The sequence below is a fragment of the Bradyrhizobium sp. WSM2254 genome, from assembly GCF_000472645.1.
Taxonomy (GTDB): Bacteria; Pseudomonadota; Alphaproteobacteria; order Rhizobiales; family Xanthobacteraceae; genus Bradyrhizobium; species Bradyrhizobium niftali.
Window position 1 is genome coordinate 172086 of the sequence record NZ_KI421444.1, and the last position, 18687, is coordinate 190772.

16 protein-coding genes are annotated in these 18687 nt (G+C 65.3%); 5 read left to right on the forward strand and 11 right to left on the reverse strand.

Annotated features, from left to right (window positions below):
• Complete coding sequence (locus A3M7_RS0138580; RefSeq protein WP_027548654.1) at positions 1-1263, forward strand: serine hydrolase; 1263 nt, start codon at positions 1-3, stop codon at positions 1261-1263.
• 149 nt (positions 1264-1412) lie between these two features.
• Here the strand turns inward: A3M7_RS0138580 and A3M7_RS0138585 are convergent, their stop codons facing one another.
• From A3M7_RS0138585 to murI, 6 genes are all read right to left on the reverse strand, one after another.
• Entirely contained in the window at positions 1413-2480 is a 1068-nt protein-coding gene (locus A3M7_RS0138585) for a low specificity L-threonine aldolase (RefSeq protein WP_027548655.1), read from the reverse strand.
• An 87-nt stretch (positions 2481-2567) separates the two neighbouring features.
• Positions 2568-3185, reverse strand: coding sequence for a 30S ribosomal protein S4 (gene rpsD, locus A3M7_RS0138590; protein ID WP_027548656.1), 618 nt, complete (start codon positions 3183-3185; stop codon positions 2568-2570).
• Between the two features lie 201 nt (positions 3186-3386).
• Positions 3387-4154: a hypothetical protein gene (locus A3M7_RS0138595; protein ID WP_027548657.1), complete on the reverse strand. Its 768-nt coding sequence runs from the start codon at positions 4152-4154 to the stop codon at positions 3387-3389.
• Between the two features lie 105 nt (positions 4155-4259).
• Positions 4260-4643 carry a cupin domain-containing protein gene (locus A3M7_RS0138600; RefSeq protein ID WP_027548658.1) on the reverse strand — a complete coding sequence of 128 codons (384 nt, stop codon included), beginning with the start codon at positions 4641-4643 and terminating at the stop codon, positions 4260-4262.
• 70 nt (positions 4644-4713) lie between these two features.
• Positions 4714-5487: an HpcH/HpaI aldolase/citrate lyase family protein gene (locus A3M7_RS0138605; protein ID WP_027548659.1), complete on the reverse strand. Its 774-nt coding sequence runs from the start codon at positions 5485-5487 to the stop codon at positions 4714-4716.
• Positions 5488-5568: 81 nt separating this feature from the next.
• Positions 5569-6366, reverse strand: a complete 798-nt coding sequence (gene murI, locus A3M7_RS0138610) for a glutamate racemase (protein WP_027548660.1) — start codon at positions 6364-6366, stop codon at positions 5569-5571.
• 173 nt (positions 6367-6539) lie between these two features.
• Between murI and A3M7_RS0138615 the strand changes: the two genes are divergently transcribed.
• Complete coding sequence (locus A3M7_RS0138615; RefSeq protein ID WP_027548661.1) at positions 6540-7091, forward strand: cytochrome b; 552 nt, start codon at positions 6540-6542, stop codon at positions 7089-7091.
• A gap of 145 nt (positions 7092-7236) precedes the next feature.
• Positions 7237-7878 carry a glutathione S-transferase family protein gene (locus A3M7_RS0138620; RefSeq protein ID WP_027548662.1) on the forward strand — a complete coding sequence of 214 codons (642 nt, stop codon included), beginning with the start codon at positions 7237-7239 and terminating at the stop codon, positions 7876-7878.
• Between the two features lie 13 nt (positions 7879-7891).
• Here the strand turns inward: A3M7_RS0138620 and A3M7_RS0138625 are convergent, their stop codons facing one another.
• Positions 7892-8698, reverse strand: coding sequence for a Crp/Fnr family transcriptional regulator (locus A3M7_RS0138625; protein WP_027548663.1), 807 nt, complete (start codon positions 8696-8698; stop codon positions 7892-7894).
• A gap of 260 nt (positions 8699-8958) precedes the next feature.
• A complete protein-coding gene (locus tag A3M7_RS0138630) occupies positions 8959-10056 on the reverse strand; it encodes a preprotein translocase subunit SecD (protein ID WP_027548664.1) in 1098 nt (365 codons plus the stop codon).
• 248 nt (positions 10057-10304) lie between these two features.
• Here A3M7_RS0138630 and A3M7_RS0138635 point away from each other — a divergent pair, with 248 nt between their 5' ends.
• Positions 10305-12212, forward strand: coding sequence for an acyl-CoA synthetase (locus A3M7_RS0138635; RefSeq protein WP_027548665.1), 1908 nt, complete (start codon positions 10305-10307; stop codon positions 12210-12212).
• Between the two features lie 64 nt (positions 12213-12276).
• Here A3M7_RS0138635 and A3M7_RS0138640 read toward each other — a convergent pair whose 3' ends face one another.
• Positions 12277-13638, reverse strand: a complete 1362-nt coding sequence (locus A3M7_RS0138640; protein ID WP_027548666.1) for an ABC transporter substrate-binding protein — start codon at positions 13636-13638, stop codon at positions 12277-12279.
• 202 nt (positions 13639-13840) lie between these two features.
• Here A3M7_RS0138640 and A3M7_RS0138645 point away from each other — a divergent pair, with 202 nt between their 5' ends.
• Positions 13841-15694, forward strand: coding sequence for an ATP-binding protein (locus tag A3M7_RS0138645; RefSeq protein ID WP_027548667.1), 1854 nt, complete (start codon positions 13841-13843; stop codon positions 15692-15694).
• A gap of 139 nt (positions 15695-15833) precedes the next feature.
• On the opposite strand, the gene A3M7_RS0138650 is transcribed toward A3M7_RS0138645, so the two are convergent.
• The gene (locus A3M7_RS0138650) at positions 15834-17006 is read right to left on the reverse strand and encodes a M20 aminoacylase family protein (RefSeq protein WP_027548668.1); all 1173 of its coding nucleotides are present in this window, start codon (positions 17004-17006) and stop codon (positions 15834-15836) included.
• Positions 17007-17135: 129 nt separating this feature from the next.
• Positions 17136-18443, reverse strand: a complete 1308-nt coding sequence (gene purB / locus A3M7_RS0138655; protein ID WP_027548669.1) for an adenylosuccinate lyase — start codon at positions 18441-18443, stop codon at positions 17136-17138.
• Positions 18444-18687 lie beyond the last annotated feature (244 nt).

The window sequence follows — 18687 nt, forward strand, 5'->3', positions numbered from 1 at the left end:
ATGAGCGGGCGCCGCGCGCTGATCGCGGCGCTCGTCGTTCTGGTCGGTGTCGTCGGCGCGAGAGCAGGCTCCGAGGGGCGCCCCGCGCACAGCCTCTCGCCTGAAGGCCTGGCGAAAGTCTCCGACTACATCAGGAACGAGGTCGCGACCGGGAAGATACCCGGCGCAATCCTGCTGCTCCAGCAGCACGGCAAACCGGTCTATTACGAGAATTTCGGCGTCCGCGACGTTGCGACCGGGATTTCGATGAGCGCGGACACGATCTTCCGTCTCTATTCGATGTCGAAGCCGGTTACCTCCGTGATGGCGATGATGCTGGTCGAGGAGGGCAAGCTCGCGCTCGACGATCCCGTTTCAAAATACATTCCGGCCTTTGCCGGCATGAAGGTCGGCGTCGAGAAGAAAGCCGAGGACGGCAAGGTCGCGCTGGCGCTGGAGCCGCTCGATCGTCCGGTCACGATCAAGGACCTGCTGTGCCACACTTCGGGGTTGCCCTACGGCTATTACGGCGGCGGCGCGGTGCGCGAGCTCTACGCCGAGGCCAATCTCTTCGACAGTAATCTCGGCAATGCCGACTTCGCCGCGAAGATCGCCACGCTGCCGCTGGTCGAGCAGCCGGGCACGGTGTGGGATTACGGCTTTTCCACCGACGTGCTCGGACGCGTCGTCGAGGTGATCTCGGGAAAGACGCTGCTCCAGTTCGAGAGGGAGCGCCTGCTCGATCCGCTCGGCATGACCGAGACGGCGTTCTTTGTCGCCGATCCCGCCAAGTTTCCCCGCATTGCCGAGCCGATGCCGGGCGACCGCAACATCAATCCGACGACGCAGGTTCGCGATATCAGGCTGCCCATAACTGGGGAATCCGGCGGCGGCGGCATGGTCGGCACCGTCGGCGACTACGCCCGGTTCGCGCAGATGCTGCTCAACGGCGGCACCTACGAGGGCCTGCGCTATCTCAAGCCCGAGACCATTGCGCTGATGGCGTCGGATCATGTCGGACCGGAGACGAAGATCGCGCGCGATCATAATTATTATCCGGGCGGGAACTCCGGCTTTGGCCTCGGCTTTGCCGTGCGCACTTCGGTGCCATCAGGCACGTCCTGGCCTACAGGCGAATATCGCTGGGACGGCGTCGGCGGCACCTTCTTCTTCATCGACCCCGAAGACGATCTGTTCGGGATCTTCATGGTGCAGACCCCGTCGCAGCGCGGCCGGATCCAACTGGCGCTGAAGACGCTGATCTATCAGGCGATGGGGCGCTGATCGCGGGCGTTGCGCCGCCTTCGTAGCCTGCGCAGCCCGGATGAGCCAACGGGTCGGCGCGAAGCGCCGCCCGATGACAGGCTCCGCGACATCCGGGATTTCTGCGAATGGATTCCCGGGTATCGCTGCGCTGACCCGGGCTACTGGACCTATGCCCCGCGCACGATCTCGCGGACGTAGCCGATCGTCTCCTCGATCTGGCTCGCATTGACGTCGAGATGGGTGCAGGCGCGGATGCGGCCGTCCATCATCGCGAGCGTCACGCCGCGCTGACGGAGCGCGGCGACCATCTTGTCCCCGGCAATGCCGGCGCCGTCGGGCTTGAAGAACACGAGATTGGTCTCGGGCTCCTGCACCTCGATGCCCGCGATCTGCGACAATCCGCGGGCGAGCGCGCGCGCATTGGCGTGGTCGTCGGCGAGGCGGTCGACGTTGTGGTCGAGCGCGTAGATGCAGGCGGCGGCGCAGATTCCGGCCTGCCGCATCGAGCCGCCGAGGCGCTGCTTCCACTGCCAGACCGCGTCGATGAAGGCGCGCGAGCCCGCGAGCACGCCGCCGATCGGCGCGCCCAGGCCCTTGGAGAAATCGATCCAGGCCGAATCCCAGCCCGCCGTCATGTCGCGCGGAGAGATGCCGCTTGCCACCGTGGCGTTCAGGAGACGCGCGCCGTCCATGTGGGTGACGAGGCCGTGCTGCCTGGCGATCGCGACGATCTCGTCGAGCGCGGCCTTCTTCCAGATCGTGCCGCCGCCGATATTGGCGGTCTGCTCGACGCTGACGACGGTCTGCGGCGGCTGGTAGCGCGTGCGCGGGTGCAGCGCCTTGCGGAACGTCTCCGGCGTGAACTGGCCGTCGGCACCCTTCAGCTGCATGACCTGGAAGCCGCCGATCGCGGCATGCGCGCCGCCTTCGCGGGCGATGATGTGCGCGGTCTCATGGGCGAGGATCTCGTCGCCGGGGCGGCAATGCACCAGCGTCGCGGTGACGTTGCACATCGTGCCCGAGGGCATGTAGACGGCGGCTTCCTTGCCGAGCAGATCCGCAACGCGCTCGCACAGCGCGTTCACGGTCGGGTCGTCGCCGACCTGCTCGTCGCCGACCTCGGCGCGCGCCATCGCCTCGCGCATCGCAGCCGTCGGCTTGGTCTGCGTGTCCGACAGCAGATTGATGCGCACCGGCGGCGCCTTGGGATCGATCGGGGGAGGGGTGTAGAGCATGCGGCGCCTCCTAACGGCGGGATGGCCACTGACGTGGCTCTTAAGCAAAAAGGCCCCGGCGAACCGGGGCCTTTCGATAATCAGATCTTAGCGCGAATAGAATTCGACGACCAGATGCGGCTCCATCTGCACCGGGAACGGCACGTCGGAGAGGCCGGGGATGCGGATGTACTTGGCGGTCATCTTGCCGTGGTCGACTTCGAGATAGTCGGGCGTGTCGCGCTCGGGGAGCTGGCTGGCTTCGAGGACGTGGGCGAGCTGCTTGGAGGCTTCCTTGACCTCGATCACGTCGCCGACCTTGAGCTGGTAGCTCGAGATGTTGACCTTGCGGCCGTTCACCTTGATGTGGCCGTGGTTGATGAACTGGCGCGCGGCGAAGATCGTCGAGACGAACTTGGCGCGGTACACGACCGCGTCGAGACGACGCTCCAGGAGACCGATCAGGTTCTCGCCGGTGTCACCCTTGAGGCGGCTCGCCTCGACATAGATGCCGTGGAACTGGCGCTCGGAGATGTTGGCGTAGTAGCCCTTCAGCTTCTGCTTGGCGCGCAGCTGCACGCCGAAGTCGGAGAGCTTGCCCTTGCGGCGCTGGCCGTGCTGGCCGGGGCCGTATTCGCGGCGGTTCACGGGGCTCTTCGGGCGGCCCCAGATGTTCTGGCCCATACGGCGATCAATCTTGTACTTCGCCTCACTGCGCTTAGTCATCGCGTCCTCTTCGGTTGCATGGTTTGAGGAAACGCGCCCTCCTGTGTGACAGGCCAAAGCCCGGCACCGACAGGTCCGATCCCCAAAGCTTTAAGGAACAGGACCACGGGTCGCGAAACGCTTCGCGGGCCGAAATCGGCCCGCGAGCAGGCGGCTTTTAGGGGAGTTTGGGGTTCGCTGTCAATGCGAATGGCCCCGGAATCACGTCCCGACCACCCGGATCGGCTTCGCGCCGCCTGCCCGCAATTCGGCAGCGATTTCAGTGTTCAGGACCTGTTCCAGCCGGGTCAGGACCCGGGCGATGGGGGCGGCGTCGGTGACCCGGTGATCCCAGCGGATCACGACATGGATGGTCTGGTCGGGCTCGACCACCCCATAGCTGACGATGAACGGGCCGGGCGTGACGGGATGCAGCTCGCCGCCACCATAGGCGGCCACCGAGCTCACCGCGAAGCTGCCGAACCAGTTGCCCCGCTGCCGGCCAAAATTGAGCCCGATCGCCCAGGACAGGCGCCGCAGCGGCAGCGGCAGGCGGGTTGCCCGCATGATCTTGCGGAACATCGGGACGTCGTCGATCGGCGCCGTCTTGCCGCGCCGGATCTCGGCATCGACTGTGGCCAGTGGAAGGGCCTCCGGGGCTGCGATTCGCTGCGGCAGCACGCATTCCTCGCCGTCCTCGACCCGCGCGATGGCCACCAGCGCAACGCTCTTCGGCAGCTCGTAGAGCATCGGCCAGGGCCATTTGGCGTAGACGGTGCGCAGAACCGGCTCGTCCCTGGCCACCAGGGCGAAGGCCTTGACGAAGATCGCCGCCCAGCCGGCGGGCGCCATCGCGCCTGAGCGGGCCTCCAGCAGGGGCCGGATATTGAGCGAACGGGACAGCGAGACGAAGGGCACGCCCATCGAGGCGCGCATGAGGTCGCAAATCAGGCGGCGCGGCAGCGAAATGGTCTTTGGCGTCCCGCGCATGGGTCTTTCGGTTCCCGAGGATTAAAATATGAGCAGCGAGCGGGTTCCCGCTCGTCGCCTGCTCTAGCACGAACTAACCCCGTTGGGCCCGGTCGGTTCGCCGCATCAGGGCGCCGGCGAGGCCAGCGGCTTGGTCTTGTCGACGACGTAAACTCCAAGCACTTTCATGGTCTTGTCGCCATGGGCTTTGGCGTCATGCACGACGCCTGCCGGGATCTGGTAGGAATCACCGGCTTTCAGGGTTTTTTCCGGTTGCCCGTCGATGAGGAGATTGAGTTCGCCCTCCAGCACATAGCCGGTTTCGATCCCGGGATGGGTATGGCGTCCGGCCGCGCCACCCGCCGGGATTTCCGCGATGGCGGTGATGGTGTTGTAGCCGTCCGGAAATTCGACCTTTTGGAGCGGGGTTCGCTTGATGCCGGGCTGCTGGGCGACGGCGGCAACGGCAAGGCCGGTGAAGGCAAGAGCGAGCAAAGTCTTTTTGAGCATGGTTTTTCCTCCCTGGAACGGCCGACCCTAGCAGCGCGGCCGTTCCCGGCAAGGTCGGTCATCGGCTTGTTCAGCGCCTGATGCCCTCGAACGCTGCCATGATGCCGCGCTGGAACAGCGACCAGTCGAAGCCGAGCGCGATGGCCCGGTAGCCGCGGTCGACCAGGGCGTTGGCCTGGTCGGCGGTGCGGGCGACGCCGCCGATCGGCACGCCGCTTTTGAGGATGCCGGCCTCGGCGCGCGCGACCAGCTCCAAGAGTTCCGGATCGTCCATCTGGCCGCGCTTGTTGATGGAGGTGGCGAGATCGCCGGGGCCGATCACCGCGACGTCGATGCCGGGCGTGGCCATGATCTCGTCGATGCGGTTGACGGCGTCGACATGCTCGATGGTGATCATGCAGATCATCTCGTCGTCGGCGCCGGCCATGTAGTCCGGCATCGACTGGCCCCAACGGAATGGCGCGTGGAAGGGACCCCAGAGACGATCGCCGCGCGGCGGATAGCGGACGCTGCGCACCGCTTTCTCCGCCTCCGCGCGGTTCGTGATCATCGGAAAATTGATGCCGAAGGCGCCGATGTCCATCGGCGCTTTCGCAAGCCACGGCTCGTTCGCCGCGATCCGCACCAGCGGCGTGCACGGCGTGCCGGTCGTGGCGGCGATCATCGCATGCGCTTCGGTGAGGCCGATCGGCCCGTGCTCGAGGTCGACGATGATCCAGTCGAGCGAGCGCGCCATGATCTGCACGGTCTGCACGCTCGGAATCGTCGCAATCGCACCGAAGGCGGGGCGGCCCTCGCGCCACAATTGGCGGAGACGGTTGAGCGGCGTGGTCGGGACCGACATGCGATGACCTTGGGATGACCTTGGGAAACCTGCGCGGAGATGACGACGGCGAGCCTAGCAGCGCACCAGGGCCCCGAAAAGTCAGGCCAGCACGCGGCCGCCGAAGAACGGCGTCAGCGTGGCCGAAAGGCCATGCACGCGGTTCGAGGTGAAGATCATCTCGGCGCCGGACTGCGCGATGCCGCCGATAGCCGGGGCGAGCAGATCCGAGACGCGGCGGGCGATGGCCGGTGCCGGGTCGATCCAGTCGACCGGCCAGGGCGCGAGCCTGGTCAGCCGGTCGAGCAGGAGCGGATAATGCGTGCAGGCGAGTACCACCGTGTCGGTGCGCGCGCCTGCGTCCGCGGCATCGCCGACAAAGCAGGGCGTGAGCTCGGCGAGGATGTCGCCGTCGCTGATCGGATGGCCGCCGAGTGCGCGTTCGGCGAGCGAGGCGAGCTCGGGCGAGCCGACCAGCGTCACCTCGCATCCCTGCGCGAAATCGCGGATCAGCGCCTTGGTGTATTCGCGCTTCACCGTGCCCTTGGTGCCGAGCACCGAGACGCGGCGGCTCTTCGACTGGGCACAGGCCGGCTTGATCGCCGGCACCGTGCCGACGAAGGGCAGGGAATAAGCGGCGCGCAAGTGAGATAGGACCAGGGTGGACGCCGTGTTGCAGGCGATGACGACGAGGTCAGGATCATGCGTGCCGATCAGTTCGCCCATCAGCGGCACGACGCGGGCGATGATCTCGTCCTCGCTGTGGTGGCCGTAGGGGAAGAAGGCGTCGTCGGCGACGTAGACGTAATGCGCGTCCGGGCGCGCGGCCACGACCTCACGGAGCACCGTGAGCCCACCAAGGCCGGAATCGAACACCAGGATCGTCGGGGAGTCTGTCACGTCGTTACCTTAAGGCGTCATGGTTACCATTCGGTTTTTGGGGCGGTTTTGCGGCGGGGGCGCCTGGGGCCAATTTGGAACGATTCAATTTCGCGACTGCCGCATGTTCCCGCTATCAGCAGCCATGCTGCGCTGCGGGCAGGGACATCTCCGCAAAATTCCGGGGGGCCGACATGATCAGAAACACCAGTAACGGCTGGGGCAGCGTTGCCCGGTGGCTGCACTGGCTCCTGGCGCTGGCGATCCTCGGCATGGTCGGCTTCGGCTGGTGGATGAATCACATCCCGGCGCGGCCCGACCGCTTCTTCTACCGCTCGATCCATGCCGATATCGGTTACATGATCCTGCTGCTTACCGTGCTGCGTCTGGTCTGGCGCGCTTTCAACCCGACGCCGGCGCTGCCGGCCGACAGCCGGCCCTGGCAGAAGCTCGCCGCCCGCATCAGCCATGGCGCGCTTTATCTTGCCGTCATTGTCGTCATCATGCTCGGCTGGGCGCATTCCGGCGCGCACACGCCTGATTATTCGGACTTCTTCGGCCTGTTTCACGTGCCGCAATTCACCTCTCCCGACCGCGAAGCCGCGCGCGCCTATGAGGACCGCCACATCCTCTTTGCCTATGTGCTGCTCGCCCTGATCGCGGTTCACGTCGTCGCCGCCCTCTGGCACCACTTCATCCGCCGCGACCGCGTGGTCGCACGGATGGTGACGGACGAGGCGGGGTAGGGGTCTCTCCACATCGTCATTGCGAGCGCAGCGAAGCAATCCAGAATCTTTCCCCGGTGGCAGTCTGGATTGCTTCGCTGCGCTCGCAATGACGGTATGATGCGACGTCACGACTGATCCAATTCGAGTGTCTCCAGGAGGCGCCATGCTCACCGTCCATCATCTCGGCAAGTCGCAGTCCGAGCGCATCGTCTGGCTGTGCGAGGAGCTCGAAATCCCCTACGAGCTGAAGCGCTACGCGCGCGATCCCGTTACCATGCTGGCGCCGCCCGACTACAAGGCGCTGCATCCGATCGGGACAGCACCCGTGATCACCGACGGCGACTTTGTCCTCGCCGAGTCCGGCGCCATCGTCGATTACATCTTGGCCAAATACGGCAATGGACGCCTTGCGCTCCGCCCTGATCATCCTGATTTCGCGCAGTTCCTGTACTGGTTTCACTTCGCCAACGGCACGCTGCAGGCCGGCATGGGCCGGCTGATGATCCTGAACCGCCTCAAGCTCGCCGAGGACAATCCGATGCTGGTCGCGAGCAGAGGGCGGACCGACCGCGCCTTCGACCTGGTCGATGCGCGGGTTCGCGACGCCGAATATCTGGCGGGCGACACCTTCACCACCGCCGACATCATGATGGGCTTCTCGCTCACCACGATGCGCTACTTCCAGCCCTACGATCTGTCGCGCTGCCCGAACGTGGTGAACTATCTCGGCCGCATCGGCGCGCGGGCGGCCTACCGGCGCGCGATGGAGAAGGGCGATCCGGGAATGGCGCTGCTGCTGAGCTGAGCGGCTGCCCGGTTCACGCGATCCGGTTCGTGGTGGCCGCCCGCTCGTTCGCCAGCTGTTTCTGCAAGCGATCGATGTTCTGCAGCAGGCGCTGGCTGGTCAGCACCAGGAAGTAATAGCCGAACTGCGGATCCTGAAAATAGATCTCGAGCAAACGGTCATAGGTGATCGTCAGCACCTGACCGTCCTCGATGCATTCGATCGTTCCGGTGCGCCGGTTGTCCGGCGTGAGGAAGCCGAGCTCTCCCATGAGAGCTCCGGGCCCGATCTCGACATTGATCTCCTTGACCAGGAACTTGCCGGTGACCGTGAGGAGCATCTCCTTGGCGGGATCGCCCAGTTTGAAGAGCGTATCGCCACTGCGATATTTGCGCTCGGTCATGAACGGCTTGAGCCATTCGATCGACATGTCGCCTTCGGCCGCATGGCGCGCCTTCTTGACGAGCTTGAGCATCTGCCGCAGGCGCAGGGCGTTGATCGGAAGCAGCAGCAGATAGAGGAGGAAGGTCGAGACGTTGGCCGAGAGCGCGCCGAACACGGCGAAGAACGCACAGCCGACCATGTTGGCGACGCGCAGGGGCACCATCGTCCGCATCAGGAGGGTGGCGACGAAGAACCCGGCGCCGACCGCGGCGAACAGATTGGCCAGCGTGATGTTTTGGACAAAGATCTCCAGCATCCGATTGAAGATCGCGTCGTAGGTGACGTTGTTGGGATCGAGGCCCATCTGGACCAGGATCTTCGCGATCCTGAGATTGTCCGTCGCCGCATCGAGAATGCGGTCGAGGATCGAGGAAATGTCTGCGCTGCCGGACGGCATGTACTAACCCCGCGTAAGGCCTTCAGTCCTGGTCGGTATGCTCGACACCTATAGCCGAAATCGAATGACGACCGCTTGAAATGAAGCCTTCGGCCGCCATGCCGCAAGAGGCAAATTTTAGCCTGATCGGGCGTTTCGGCAATTGCCCGTTGGTGTGCGCATGGCCGTGGCGCGCCCGTGATTCGGGTCCCCCGGGGGCGCCGGGCTTCGGCGCCGTGGACCGTGGCGCCCCGGTGGGGCGGGGCGCAGGGCGACCAGCCTTATGGCTTGGCGGCGGGCTGCACGACCTGCTGCTCGACGAGGTCGAGGTGCCCCGGCAGCGAACCGGCGCGCAGCAGCATCGCGACGCTATTGGCTTCCTCCAGCGTGAAATTGCCGGAGATCTGGCCGGAGCCTCCGGTGATGGGCTCGCGGATCACCGGGGCGGAGATCACCTTGTCGTCGAGCACAATGGCGAAGGGTCTTCCGACGTTCTCTGCGGTGATGTGGGCGAAGCGGCGCGTGCCGCGGCCGTTGAAGCGGAACGAGGCGATCGGGTCCTTCGTGCCGCTGGCAAATCCCGGGCCGGCATAGCTGATGTCGTCGCCGTCGAGCGCGCTGTCCTTGGCGACCAGGTAATGCCGCCCGTCCTTGAAGCCGGGCAGGACTTCGGTGCCCGTGGGCGGCGTGCCGGATTGTGCCTGCTCCGCCGGCATCGAGAGGTCGATCAGGCGGAAGCCGACCTTGACCTTCCTGGCGAAGACCGCGGTCACGCGCCCGGGCTCCATCATGCCCGGGATGAAAATGCGGATGCGATCCGTGCCATCAGGCTGGACGCTGGCGAGGTTGATGCCGGCGTCCTTGAGGCGCTGCTCGATCATGGCGATGGAATCTTCGACGAGATCGCGCAGCCGTGCCGCAGATGCGGCATCGGTCGCCGCGAGCCTGACCAGTCCGTCGCCGCCGTCGGTCACCGTGAGCGCATGCGACGGCAATCCCTCCGCGGCCGAGGCGAGCTTGCGCTTCAACTCTTCGCGGCCCTTGGCGTCCGCGATCTTCAATTCGACGCCGCCGTCGCGGATCGCAAGACCGGCGAAGGCGATCTTGCCCTCGCGCAAGGTCTTGTAGACATCGTCGCGCAAATCCGTGACGACGCTCTCGCGCAGGCCATCGCTGTCCACCTTGTAGACGATGCGCGAGCCGCCCAGCTTCTCCATCTTGTCGGCGACGAAGGCGGCGATCCTGGCACGCATCTTGTCGAACTGGCTGTCCTCGGCGAGCGCCGCGCGGGGCAGGACGATCGCTGAAGTCATGATCGCCGAAGTCACGGCGAGCGCGACAATCAGCCGGGTGACGCAGTCCCGCGGGGGCGTGGTCATGATTTCCTCGAGTCTTGCGGCAGGACGCTGGCAGGCGAGTCCGATGCCAGTTCTTGGTCCCCGGATCGGGCGCGGAGGTTCAATGGCCTCGAATACGCGTGCTACGGCCGTAGCCGTTCGGCCATGGACGAACGCTCGATCATCCATCATTCTGTCCGCGCTCGACCGGCCAGCGGCCGAGGCCTCGCCGATCCAAAATGTCAAAAGACAGGGGGCGGGGAAATGCATCTGAGGGAGGACGGAATTCCATGGCGGGCATCCACGCGCTCGATCGGCTGATCGGCAACGACTATCCGGACCTGGCGACCGACGAAGAGGTCCGGGCCTTCGAGCAGGTCCCTTACGCCGATCGCGCCGCGGCCGAGAGCACCTATGACGCCATCAGGCTCGGTGCGGCGCGCAATCCCGACGGGGCCGCGATCCAGTTCCTGCAAAACGCCGATCCGGCGGACACGCCGGTCGTGGTCACGTACCGCGACTTCATCGGCCGCGTCACGCAGGCCGCCAACATGTTTCACGCGCTCGGCGCGGAGAAGGGCGACGTCATCAGCTTCATGCTGCCGCTGGTGCCCGATGCCTTCGTGACGCTGTTCGGCGCCGAGGCCGCCGGCATCGCCAATCCCGTCAATCCGCTGCTCGAGCCGCACCAGATCGCGGAGATCCTGGAGGCCGCGAACACGAAGATCCTGGTGGCGCTCGGGCCGATGCCCGGCACCGACATCTGGCAGAAGGTCGAGCAGATCCGCCCGCAGCTCAAGCATCTCAAGGCGATCGTGCAGGTGTTCGGTGGCGGCGACCCCGCCAAGGGAATCTTTGCCTTCAACGATCTCATCAAGCAGCAGCCGTCAGACCGGCTGGTCAGCGGACGCACGATTCTCGGCAGTGATATCGCCGCCTATTTCCACACCGGCGGCACCACCGGCACGCCGAAGCTGGTGCGGCACACCCATGCCAATCAGGTCTACCAGGCCTGGGCGCTTAATCTGCTGCTGAAGTCGAAGCCCGGCGCCAACATGCTGTTCGGCATGCCGCTGTTTCACGTCGGCGGCTCGCTGACGCAGGTGCTGCTGACGCTGTCGAGTGGCGGCTCGCTGGTCGTGCTGTCGCCGAGCGGGTGGCGCAATCCGAATGCGGTGAAGAACATCTGGGGGCTGGTCGAGCGCTTCAAGCCCGAGGCGCTGTCGAGCGTGCCGACGGTGCTGGCCGCGACGTTGGCGGTGCCGCCTGATAATGCCGACATCTCCAGCCTGAAATATGCCGCCGGCGGCGGCTCGGCGATTCCGGTCGCGGTCGGCTCGGCGATCCAGGAGAAGCTGAAGCTGCCGGTGGTCGAGGTCTACGGCATGACCGAGACATCGAGCGTGCACACGCTGGCCTATCCGTCGCGGCCGATCCGGCTCGGCTCGGTCGGCCTGCCCATGCCTTATGCGCGCGTGCGCATCGTGCAGTTAGACGCCGACGGCCGTCTGATCCGCGACTGCGCGCCGGACGAGATCGGCGTCGTCATCATGGCCGGGCCCGGCGTGTTCGGCGGCTATCTCAACGACGAGCACAACAGGGGTGCGTTCGTTGACGATGTCTGGGTCAATTCCGGCGATCTCGGACGTCTCGACGCCGACGGCTACCTCTGGATCACCGGCCGCGCCAAGGATCTCGTCATCCGCGGCGGCCACAATATCGATCCGGCGCCGATCGAGGAGATCATGTTTCGCCATCCCGCCGTCGGGTTCGCGGCGGTGGTCGGCCAGCCCGATGCCTATGCGGGCGAACTGCCCGTGGGCTACGTGCAGTTGAAGCCGGGCGCGACCGTCGAGCCGGGCGAGCTCGAGGCGTGGGTGCGCGAGCGCACGCCGGAGCGTGCTGCGGTACCGGTGCAGGTCATCCCGATCGACCCGATGCCGGTCACGGGCGTCGGCAAGGTGTTCAAGCCGCAGCTGCGCTGGGATGCCGCGCAGCGCGTGTTCACCAAGGTACTGGCGCCGCTCGCCGAGCGCGGCATCGACTGCAAGGTCAAGGTCGGCGCCCACGGCAGCCACGGCTCGATCGCCACCGTGACGCTTGCGGGCCTGTCGGAGGATCAGCGCGCGCTCGTTGGGCAAGAGGTGCACGCGCTGCTTGCACCGTTCGTGATGCGGCATGAGGTGGTTTTCGGTTAACTGGAGCCCAATGGGGCCGTGCACGGCACGGCCCCAACTTTTCCAATTGGACAACGCATCGCCGCTACCCGCGGATCGCCGCATTGGCCCTTTCGGCCGCGCCCGTCATCGCTTCCTTCGCCGGCCTCGCACCGTTGACCACTTCGTTCACGCCGATCATGAAGGCGTCCAGGATCAGTCTCGAACGCGGATGGAAAAGAATTGCCTTGGCGCGGTCGACGTCGGCATTCTGCAAGTTTGTCAGCGCCGCCTCGGCGGCCTGCGGGCCGAACGCCTTCTTGAAGCCCTCGCTCGACCAGGCCGACACGCGTGTTGTCGCCAGCCCCGCTGCAGCAGTCCGCAGCGAGGTCGCCTTGCTCGTCGCCCAGAGCAGGAACAGGAAAGCCGCCCGCTTGTTTCGAGATCTGGAATTGATGCACGCCTGCCAGTGCGACATGAAGGGGACGGGTTCGCGACCGCCGAGATGCGGAAAGGTTGCAAATCCGGCCTGCTTGGCGACACGGCTTTTCGCGGGATTGGAGATGTCGGTCGCGAAGTTGCTGCTGTCGATTGCCATGGCCGTCCGCCCCTGCAGGAAGTCGTCCAGCACGTGGTACCATTCATAGCTGCCGACGCCGGCAGGCCCGGCCTGACCGAGCAACTGTCCGTACATCTCGACGGCCGCGATCCCCTCCGGGCTCGCGAAAGCGACCCTGTTGTGCTCGACCATGGCCCCGCCGTAGGAGAACAGGAAGCCCATGGCCGGTGGGGAGGAATTGCCGCTGGCCTGGGCCCGCATCGCGATCCCCGACATCCCGTTGGTCTTGACCGCCTTGGCGGTGACAAGCAGCTGTTCGAAAGTCTGGGGAATCGGCTGGTCCTTGGCTGCCAGCGCATCCCCGTTGATGAACAGGGTCGTTGCCTCCGAGGTAATCGGGACGGCGTACCGTTCGCCGTCCGACCACAGCGGGAAGGCTCGGGCCGTCTTGAGCAGGTCGCTCTCGTCATACCAAGCGGGGTCGGTCAGCGACCTCTGGGAATAATAGCCGTTCAGCGGCTCCACCCATCCGTTCGAGATGCCCTGGCCATAGGTCGTGAACATGAAGACGTCGGGCGTGCTACTGCCGCGGGCGAGCCTGACCGGCAGCGCGCCGAGGTAGGCGGTTTCCAGCTGGAAATCGATGCTGACGTTGATGCCGGTGAGTATGGTGAACTCCGGCAACAGCGGCGTGATCGCGTTCGACCACGGATGGATCGCGCCCGAAAGCGCGATCGTCTGTCCCGAAAATTGCTTCCAGTCGATCGCGGCGTTGGCGTAAGCCGCAGCGGGATCCTCGGCAAAGCTCCAGCGCGGCAGCGCGGTCAGGCCCGCGCCAGCCGCCCCCAGTCCCTTGATGAAACTGCGCCGGCTGGCCGGATGGCTCAATGAGTTTTCACCCTGTGCCATGATGATGCTCCTTGAATCAACCAAGGGCATTCATCCATAGCACACGCTCGGGGCCGGAGCCCTGCGACATCACGGCCCTCCCGCCTGGCGTATCCGATGAATGTCGGGTTCCCGACCTCCCTATCCGTGCTATTGTCCTGTCATGCTCTGGCGTCGGCACCAGAACACGCGCGGTCACACGAGCATCGAAGACCCACGGCCAATGTCCGTTCCTGTTCGGGCCCTGCCTCTGCGATGGTTTGCTCGTCCGCTGATCCTTGCGGTCGCAGTGCTTGTGACCCTGTTTGCGGCGACCAGCTTCCTCGGCCTGCAATATTGGCAGGAGCGGCAAGCAGCTCATCACTTCGTCGAACATAGCCGCCAGGTCCTCGAAACGCTCGATCGGCTGCGGGCGATCGTCGCGGAACTGGAGACTGAAAGGCGCGGGTATCTCATGACCCTCGACCCCGCCTATCTCAAGGCCTACGGCGTCTCTGACGAAAGTGTACGGCGGGAGGCTCAGGCGCTGCAGGTGTTGGTCGCGGACGATCCGTTGCAGGGCCTTCGGGCCGGCCATCTGGCGCTGACCGTTACCGCCACGCTGCGCGAGATCGACGAACTGCTGAAGACGGCCGGCACGTCCGGGCTGGCCGCGCTGGCAATGATCCGCAGCATGGACGAGATCCGCTCGCAAATCGACCAGATGGTGGATCACGAGCGCTTTCGGCTCGCCGACCGGGAGGCGCGCGCCGAAGCATTCGAGCAACGCTGGACCTGGCTGATCGCCGGCGCCGTTGTCCTCGTCATCGCGCTGGCCGGCGCGGCGCTGGCGCTCGCGCGGCTCGAAACGAAACGCCGGAGAAAGGCGATCGAGGAGAATATCCAGCTCCAGAGTGATCTTGCAGCACGCGATATCAAGATCAGGCGCCTGTTCGATGCCAACATCATCGGCATCATCATCTGGGAAGTTGAGGGGCGCATTCTCGAGGCCAACGATGCATTCCTGCGCATCGTGGGATACGACCGGGACGATCTCAACGCGGGGCGCCTGCATCGGACCGACCTCACGCCGCCGGAATGGCGCGCCCGTGACGTGCAAACCGTGGCGGAACTGAAGCGGGTCGGGACGGCCCAGCCATTCGAGAAGGAGTATGTGCGGAAGGACGGAAGCCGTGTGCCGGTGCTGATCGGCGGGACCATGTTTGGAGAAGGTGCGGACAACGGCGTCGGCTTTGTCCTCGATCTGACGCCTCTCAAGCGGGCGGAAGCCGAAGGCCGCGAACTCGAGCGGCGCTACCGTGAAGCGCTGATGGAGCTCGCGCACGCCAATCGCGTCACCACGATGGGGCAACTAACCGCTTCGATCGCCCACGAAGTCAACCAGCCGATCGCCGCGATAGTCGCGAACGCCGAGGCCGGGGTGAATTGGCTGGAGGCTCAACCGCCAAATCTGGAGCGGGTTCGACAGACGCTCGACTGGATCACAAAGGACGGCATGCGAGCGGGTGACATCATCGGCCGGATCCGGGCGCTGATCAGGAACGCGCCCCCGCAAAAGGAGACTCTGGAGATCAACCAGGCGGTGCTTGAGGTCATCGCGCTGACACGCAGCGAAGCGTTCAAGAACGGCGTGTCGGTGCGGACGCAATTTGCCGAGGGCTTGCCGCCGGTTCAGGCAGATCGGGTCCAACTTCAGCAAGTCGTGCTCAACCTGATCGTCAACGCGATCGAGGCGATGGCCGCGGTCGGCGAGGGGGGACGCGAGTTGCTGATCAGCACCGGTCGGCATGGATCGGACGGCGTCCACGTCACCTTGCGGGATTCCGGTCCAGGGCTGGATCCGAAGAACGTGGAGCGCCTGTTCGAAGCCTTCTACACCACCAAGCCCACAGGCATGGGGATGGGCCTCGCCATCTGCCGCTCGATCATCGAGGCGCATGGCGGGCGGATGTGGGCCGGCGCAAACGAGCCTCGGGGCGCCTTCTTTCAGTTCACCCTGCCTCTTGCGTTAGACGAGACCGCATCTCGCCTGCTGGAGGCGGATGAGGTAAGTGGTCGACGCTCTGCGGCGCGATGACGGGCTCCGCGTAGCCTGATCCCTTGCGGGAATGTAGCCCGGATGAGCGAAAGCGACATCCGGGACGTCAAGAGGATCGGTATTCGCGTTCCCGGGTGTCGCTGCGCTCACCCGGGCTACACGTGCAGCGAATACAGTCTCAAGTCGCCGGCATCCTCGTCTCGATCAGGCGCACCCAGAACGAGGCACCGTGGCCGAGGATGTTGTCGTTGAAGATATAGGACGGGTGGTGGCATTCGTTGCCGTCGCCCATGCCGACCAGCACCATCGCGCCGGGACGCGCTTCGAGCATGAAGGAGAAGTCCTCGGCGCCCATCATCGGAATGAACTTGTCATTGACGCGGTCGGCGCCGACGATGTCGCGGGCGACGTCGGCGGCAAGGCCAGCCTCGCGCGCATGGTTCATCGTCACCGGATACATCCGCGTGTATTTCGTCTCCGCCGAGCCGCCATAGGCGCGTGCGACGCTCTCGGCGACCTCGCCGATGCGGCGCTCGACGAGATCGCGCACCTCGGGGTCGAGCGTACGCACGGTGCCGCCGAGCTCGGCAACCTCCGGGATGATGTTGAAGGCGGTGCCGGAGTGGAATTGCGTGATCGAGATGACCGCGGATTTGAGCGGATCGACGTTGCGCGCGACGATCGATTGCAGCGCATTGACGATCTGCGAGCCGATCAGCACGCTGTCGACCGATTTGTGCGGACCCGCGCCGGCGTGACCGCCCTTGCCGTGGACCGTGATCTGGATGTTGTCGGAGGAGGCGAGCATCGCGCCGGGGGTGGTTGCGAAATGACCTTCGGGCAGGTTCGGCATGTTGTGCATGCCGTACACTTCCTGGATGTTCCAGCGCGTCATCAGCCCATCCTCGACCATGGCCTTGCCGCCGCCGCCGCCTTCCTCGGCGGGCTGGAAGATCATGATTGCGGTGCCGTCGAAATTGCGCGTCTCGGCGAGATATTTTGCCGCGCCCAGCAGCATCGCGGTGTGGCCGTCATGGCCGCAGGCGTGCATCTTGCCGGGGACCTTGGAGGCGTAAGGCACGCCCGAGGTTTCCATGATCGGCAGCGCGTCCATGTCGGCACGCAGGCCAATCGTCTTGCCGGAAGCGGATTTGCGGCCGCGGATCACGCCGACCACGCCGGTGCGGCCGATGCCCGTCACCACCTCGTCGCAGCCGAACGCGCGCAGCTTGTCGGCGACGATGCCGGCGGTGCGGTGGACTTCGTAGAGCAGTTCCGGGTTCTCGTGGAAGTCATGGCGCCAGGCGGCCATTTCGTCGGAGAGTGCGGCGATGCGGTTGACGATGGGCATGAGGGGGATCCGTTTCTTTTGGGTTCTCTCGTCATTCCGGGGCGATGCGTAGCATCGAACCCGGAATCTGGAGATCGTAGCGCGAGATTCCGGGTTCACGCTTCGCGTGCCCCGGAATGACGAGAATAATCAGCTCTCGCCGAACACGCGCTTGAAGATCGTGTCGACGTGCTTGAGGTGATAGCCGAGGTCGAACTGCTCCTCGATCTCGGCGTCGGTGAGATACTTCTTCACTTCAGTGTCCTTCTTCAGGAGCTGGAGGAAGTCGCCTTCGCCGCGCCAGACCGGCATGGCGTTGCGCTGCACCAGCTTGTAGGCGTCCTCGCGGCTCGCGCCCTTCTGCGTCAGCGCCAGCAGCACGCGCTGGGAATGCACGAGGCCGCCGAGGCGGTCGAGATTCTTCTGCATGTTGGCGGGATAGACCAGCAGCTTGTCGATCAGGCCGGCAAGGCGCACCAGCGCGAAGTCGAGCGTGACGGTCGCGTCAGGCCCCATCATCCGCTCGGCGGAGGAGTGCGAGATGTCGCGCTCGTGCCAGAGCACCACGTTCTCCAGTGCCGGCGTCACATAGGCGCGCACCATGCGGGAGAGGCCGGTGAGGTTTTCGGACAGCACCGGGTTGCGCTTGTGCGGCATGGCGGAAGAGCCCTTCTGTCCCTCGGAGAAGAACTCTTCGGCCTCCAGCACCTCGGTGCGCTGCATGTGGCGGATCTCGACCGCGATGCGCTCGACCGAGGAGGCGATCACGCCAAGGGTCGAGAAATACATCGCGTGGCGGTCGCGCGGGATCACCTGGGTCGAGATCGGCTCGGGCACGAGGCCCATGGCTTTTGCAACGTGCTCTTCGACGCGCGGATCGATCTGCGCGAAGGTGCCGACGGCGCCGGAGATCGCGCAGGTCGCGACTTCCTTCCGCGCCGCGATCAGGCGCTCCTTGGCGCGCGAGAATTCGGCATAGGCATAGGCGAGCTTGAGGCCGAAGGTCACCGGCTCGGCATGGATGCCGTGGCTGCGGCCGATGGTCGGCGTCATCTTGTGCTCGAAGGCGCGCTTCTTCAGCGCCGCCAGCACCTTGTCGAGGTCGGCGAGCAGCAGGTCGGCGGCGCGGGTGAGCTGGACGTTGAGGCAGGTGTCGAGCACGTCGGAGGAGGTCATGCCCTGGTGCACGAAGCGCGCCTCGGGGCCGACGATCTCGGCGAGGTGGGTGAGGAAGGCGATGACGTCGTGCTTGGTCTCGCGCTCGATCTCGTCGATGCGGGCGACGTCGAAGGTGGCGTTACGGGCTTTGTCCCAGACCGTCTTGGCGGCCTGTTTCGGGATCGTCCCGAGCTCGGCCAGGGCGTCCGCCGCATGCGCCTCGATCTCGAACCAGATCTTGAACCGGGTCTGCGGCTCCCAGATCGAGGCCATTTCCGGGCGGGTATAGCGGGGGATCATCAGACTGCTCCAGGAAGGTGGGCGGCGGCCCCAGGGGGGCGGCGACCGGCCAAAATGCTTTTTACGCCGTGATTTAGCAGAGCGGGGAGGGCGAAACAAACGGTGGAGGCAAGGTAGCGGGGGATGACCGCTGGACCCGCCCGCCGGGTCGGCGGATCAAAAGTAACTATCATTCACGGATCATTGACTGACAGATATTGAAATCTGTCAGCGAGACGTGTATATCCGTTCTCGGATGCTCCGA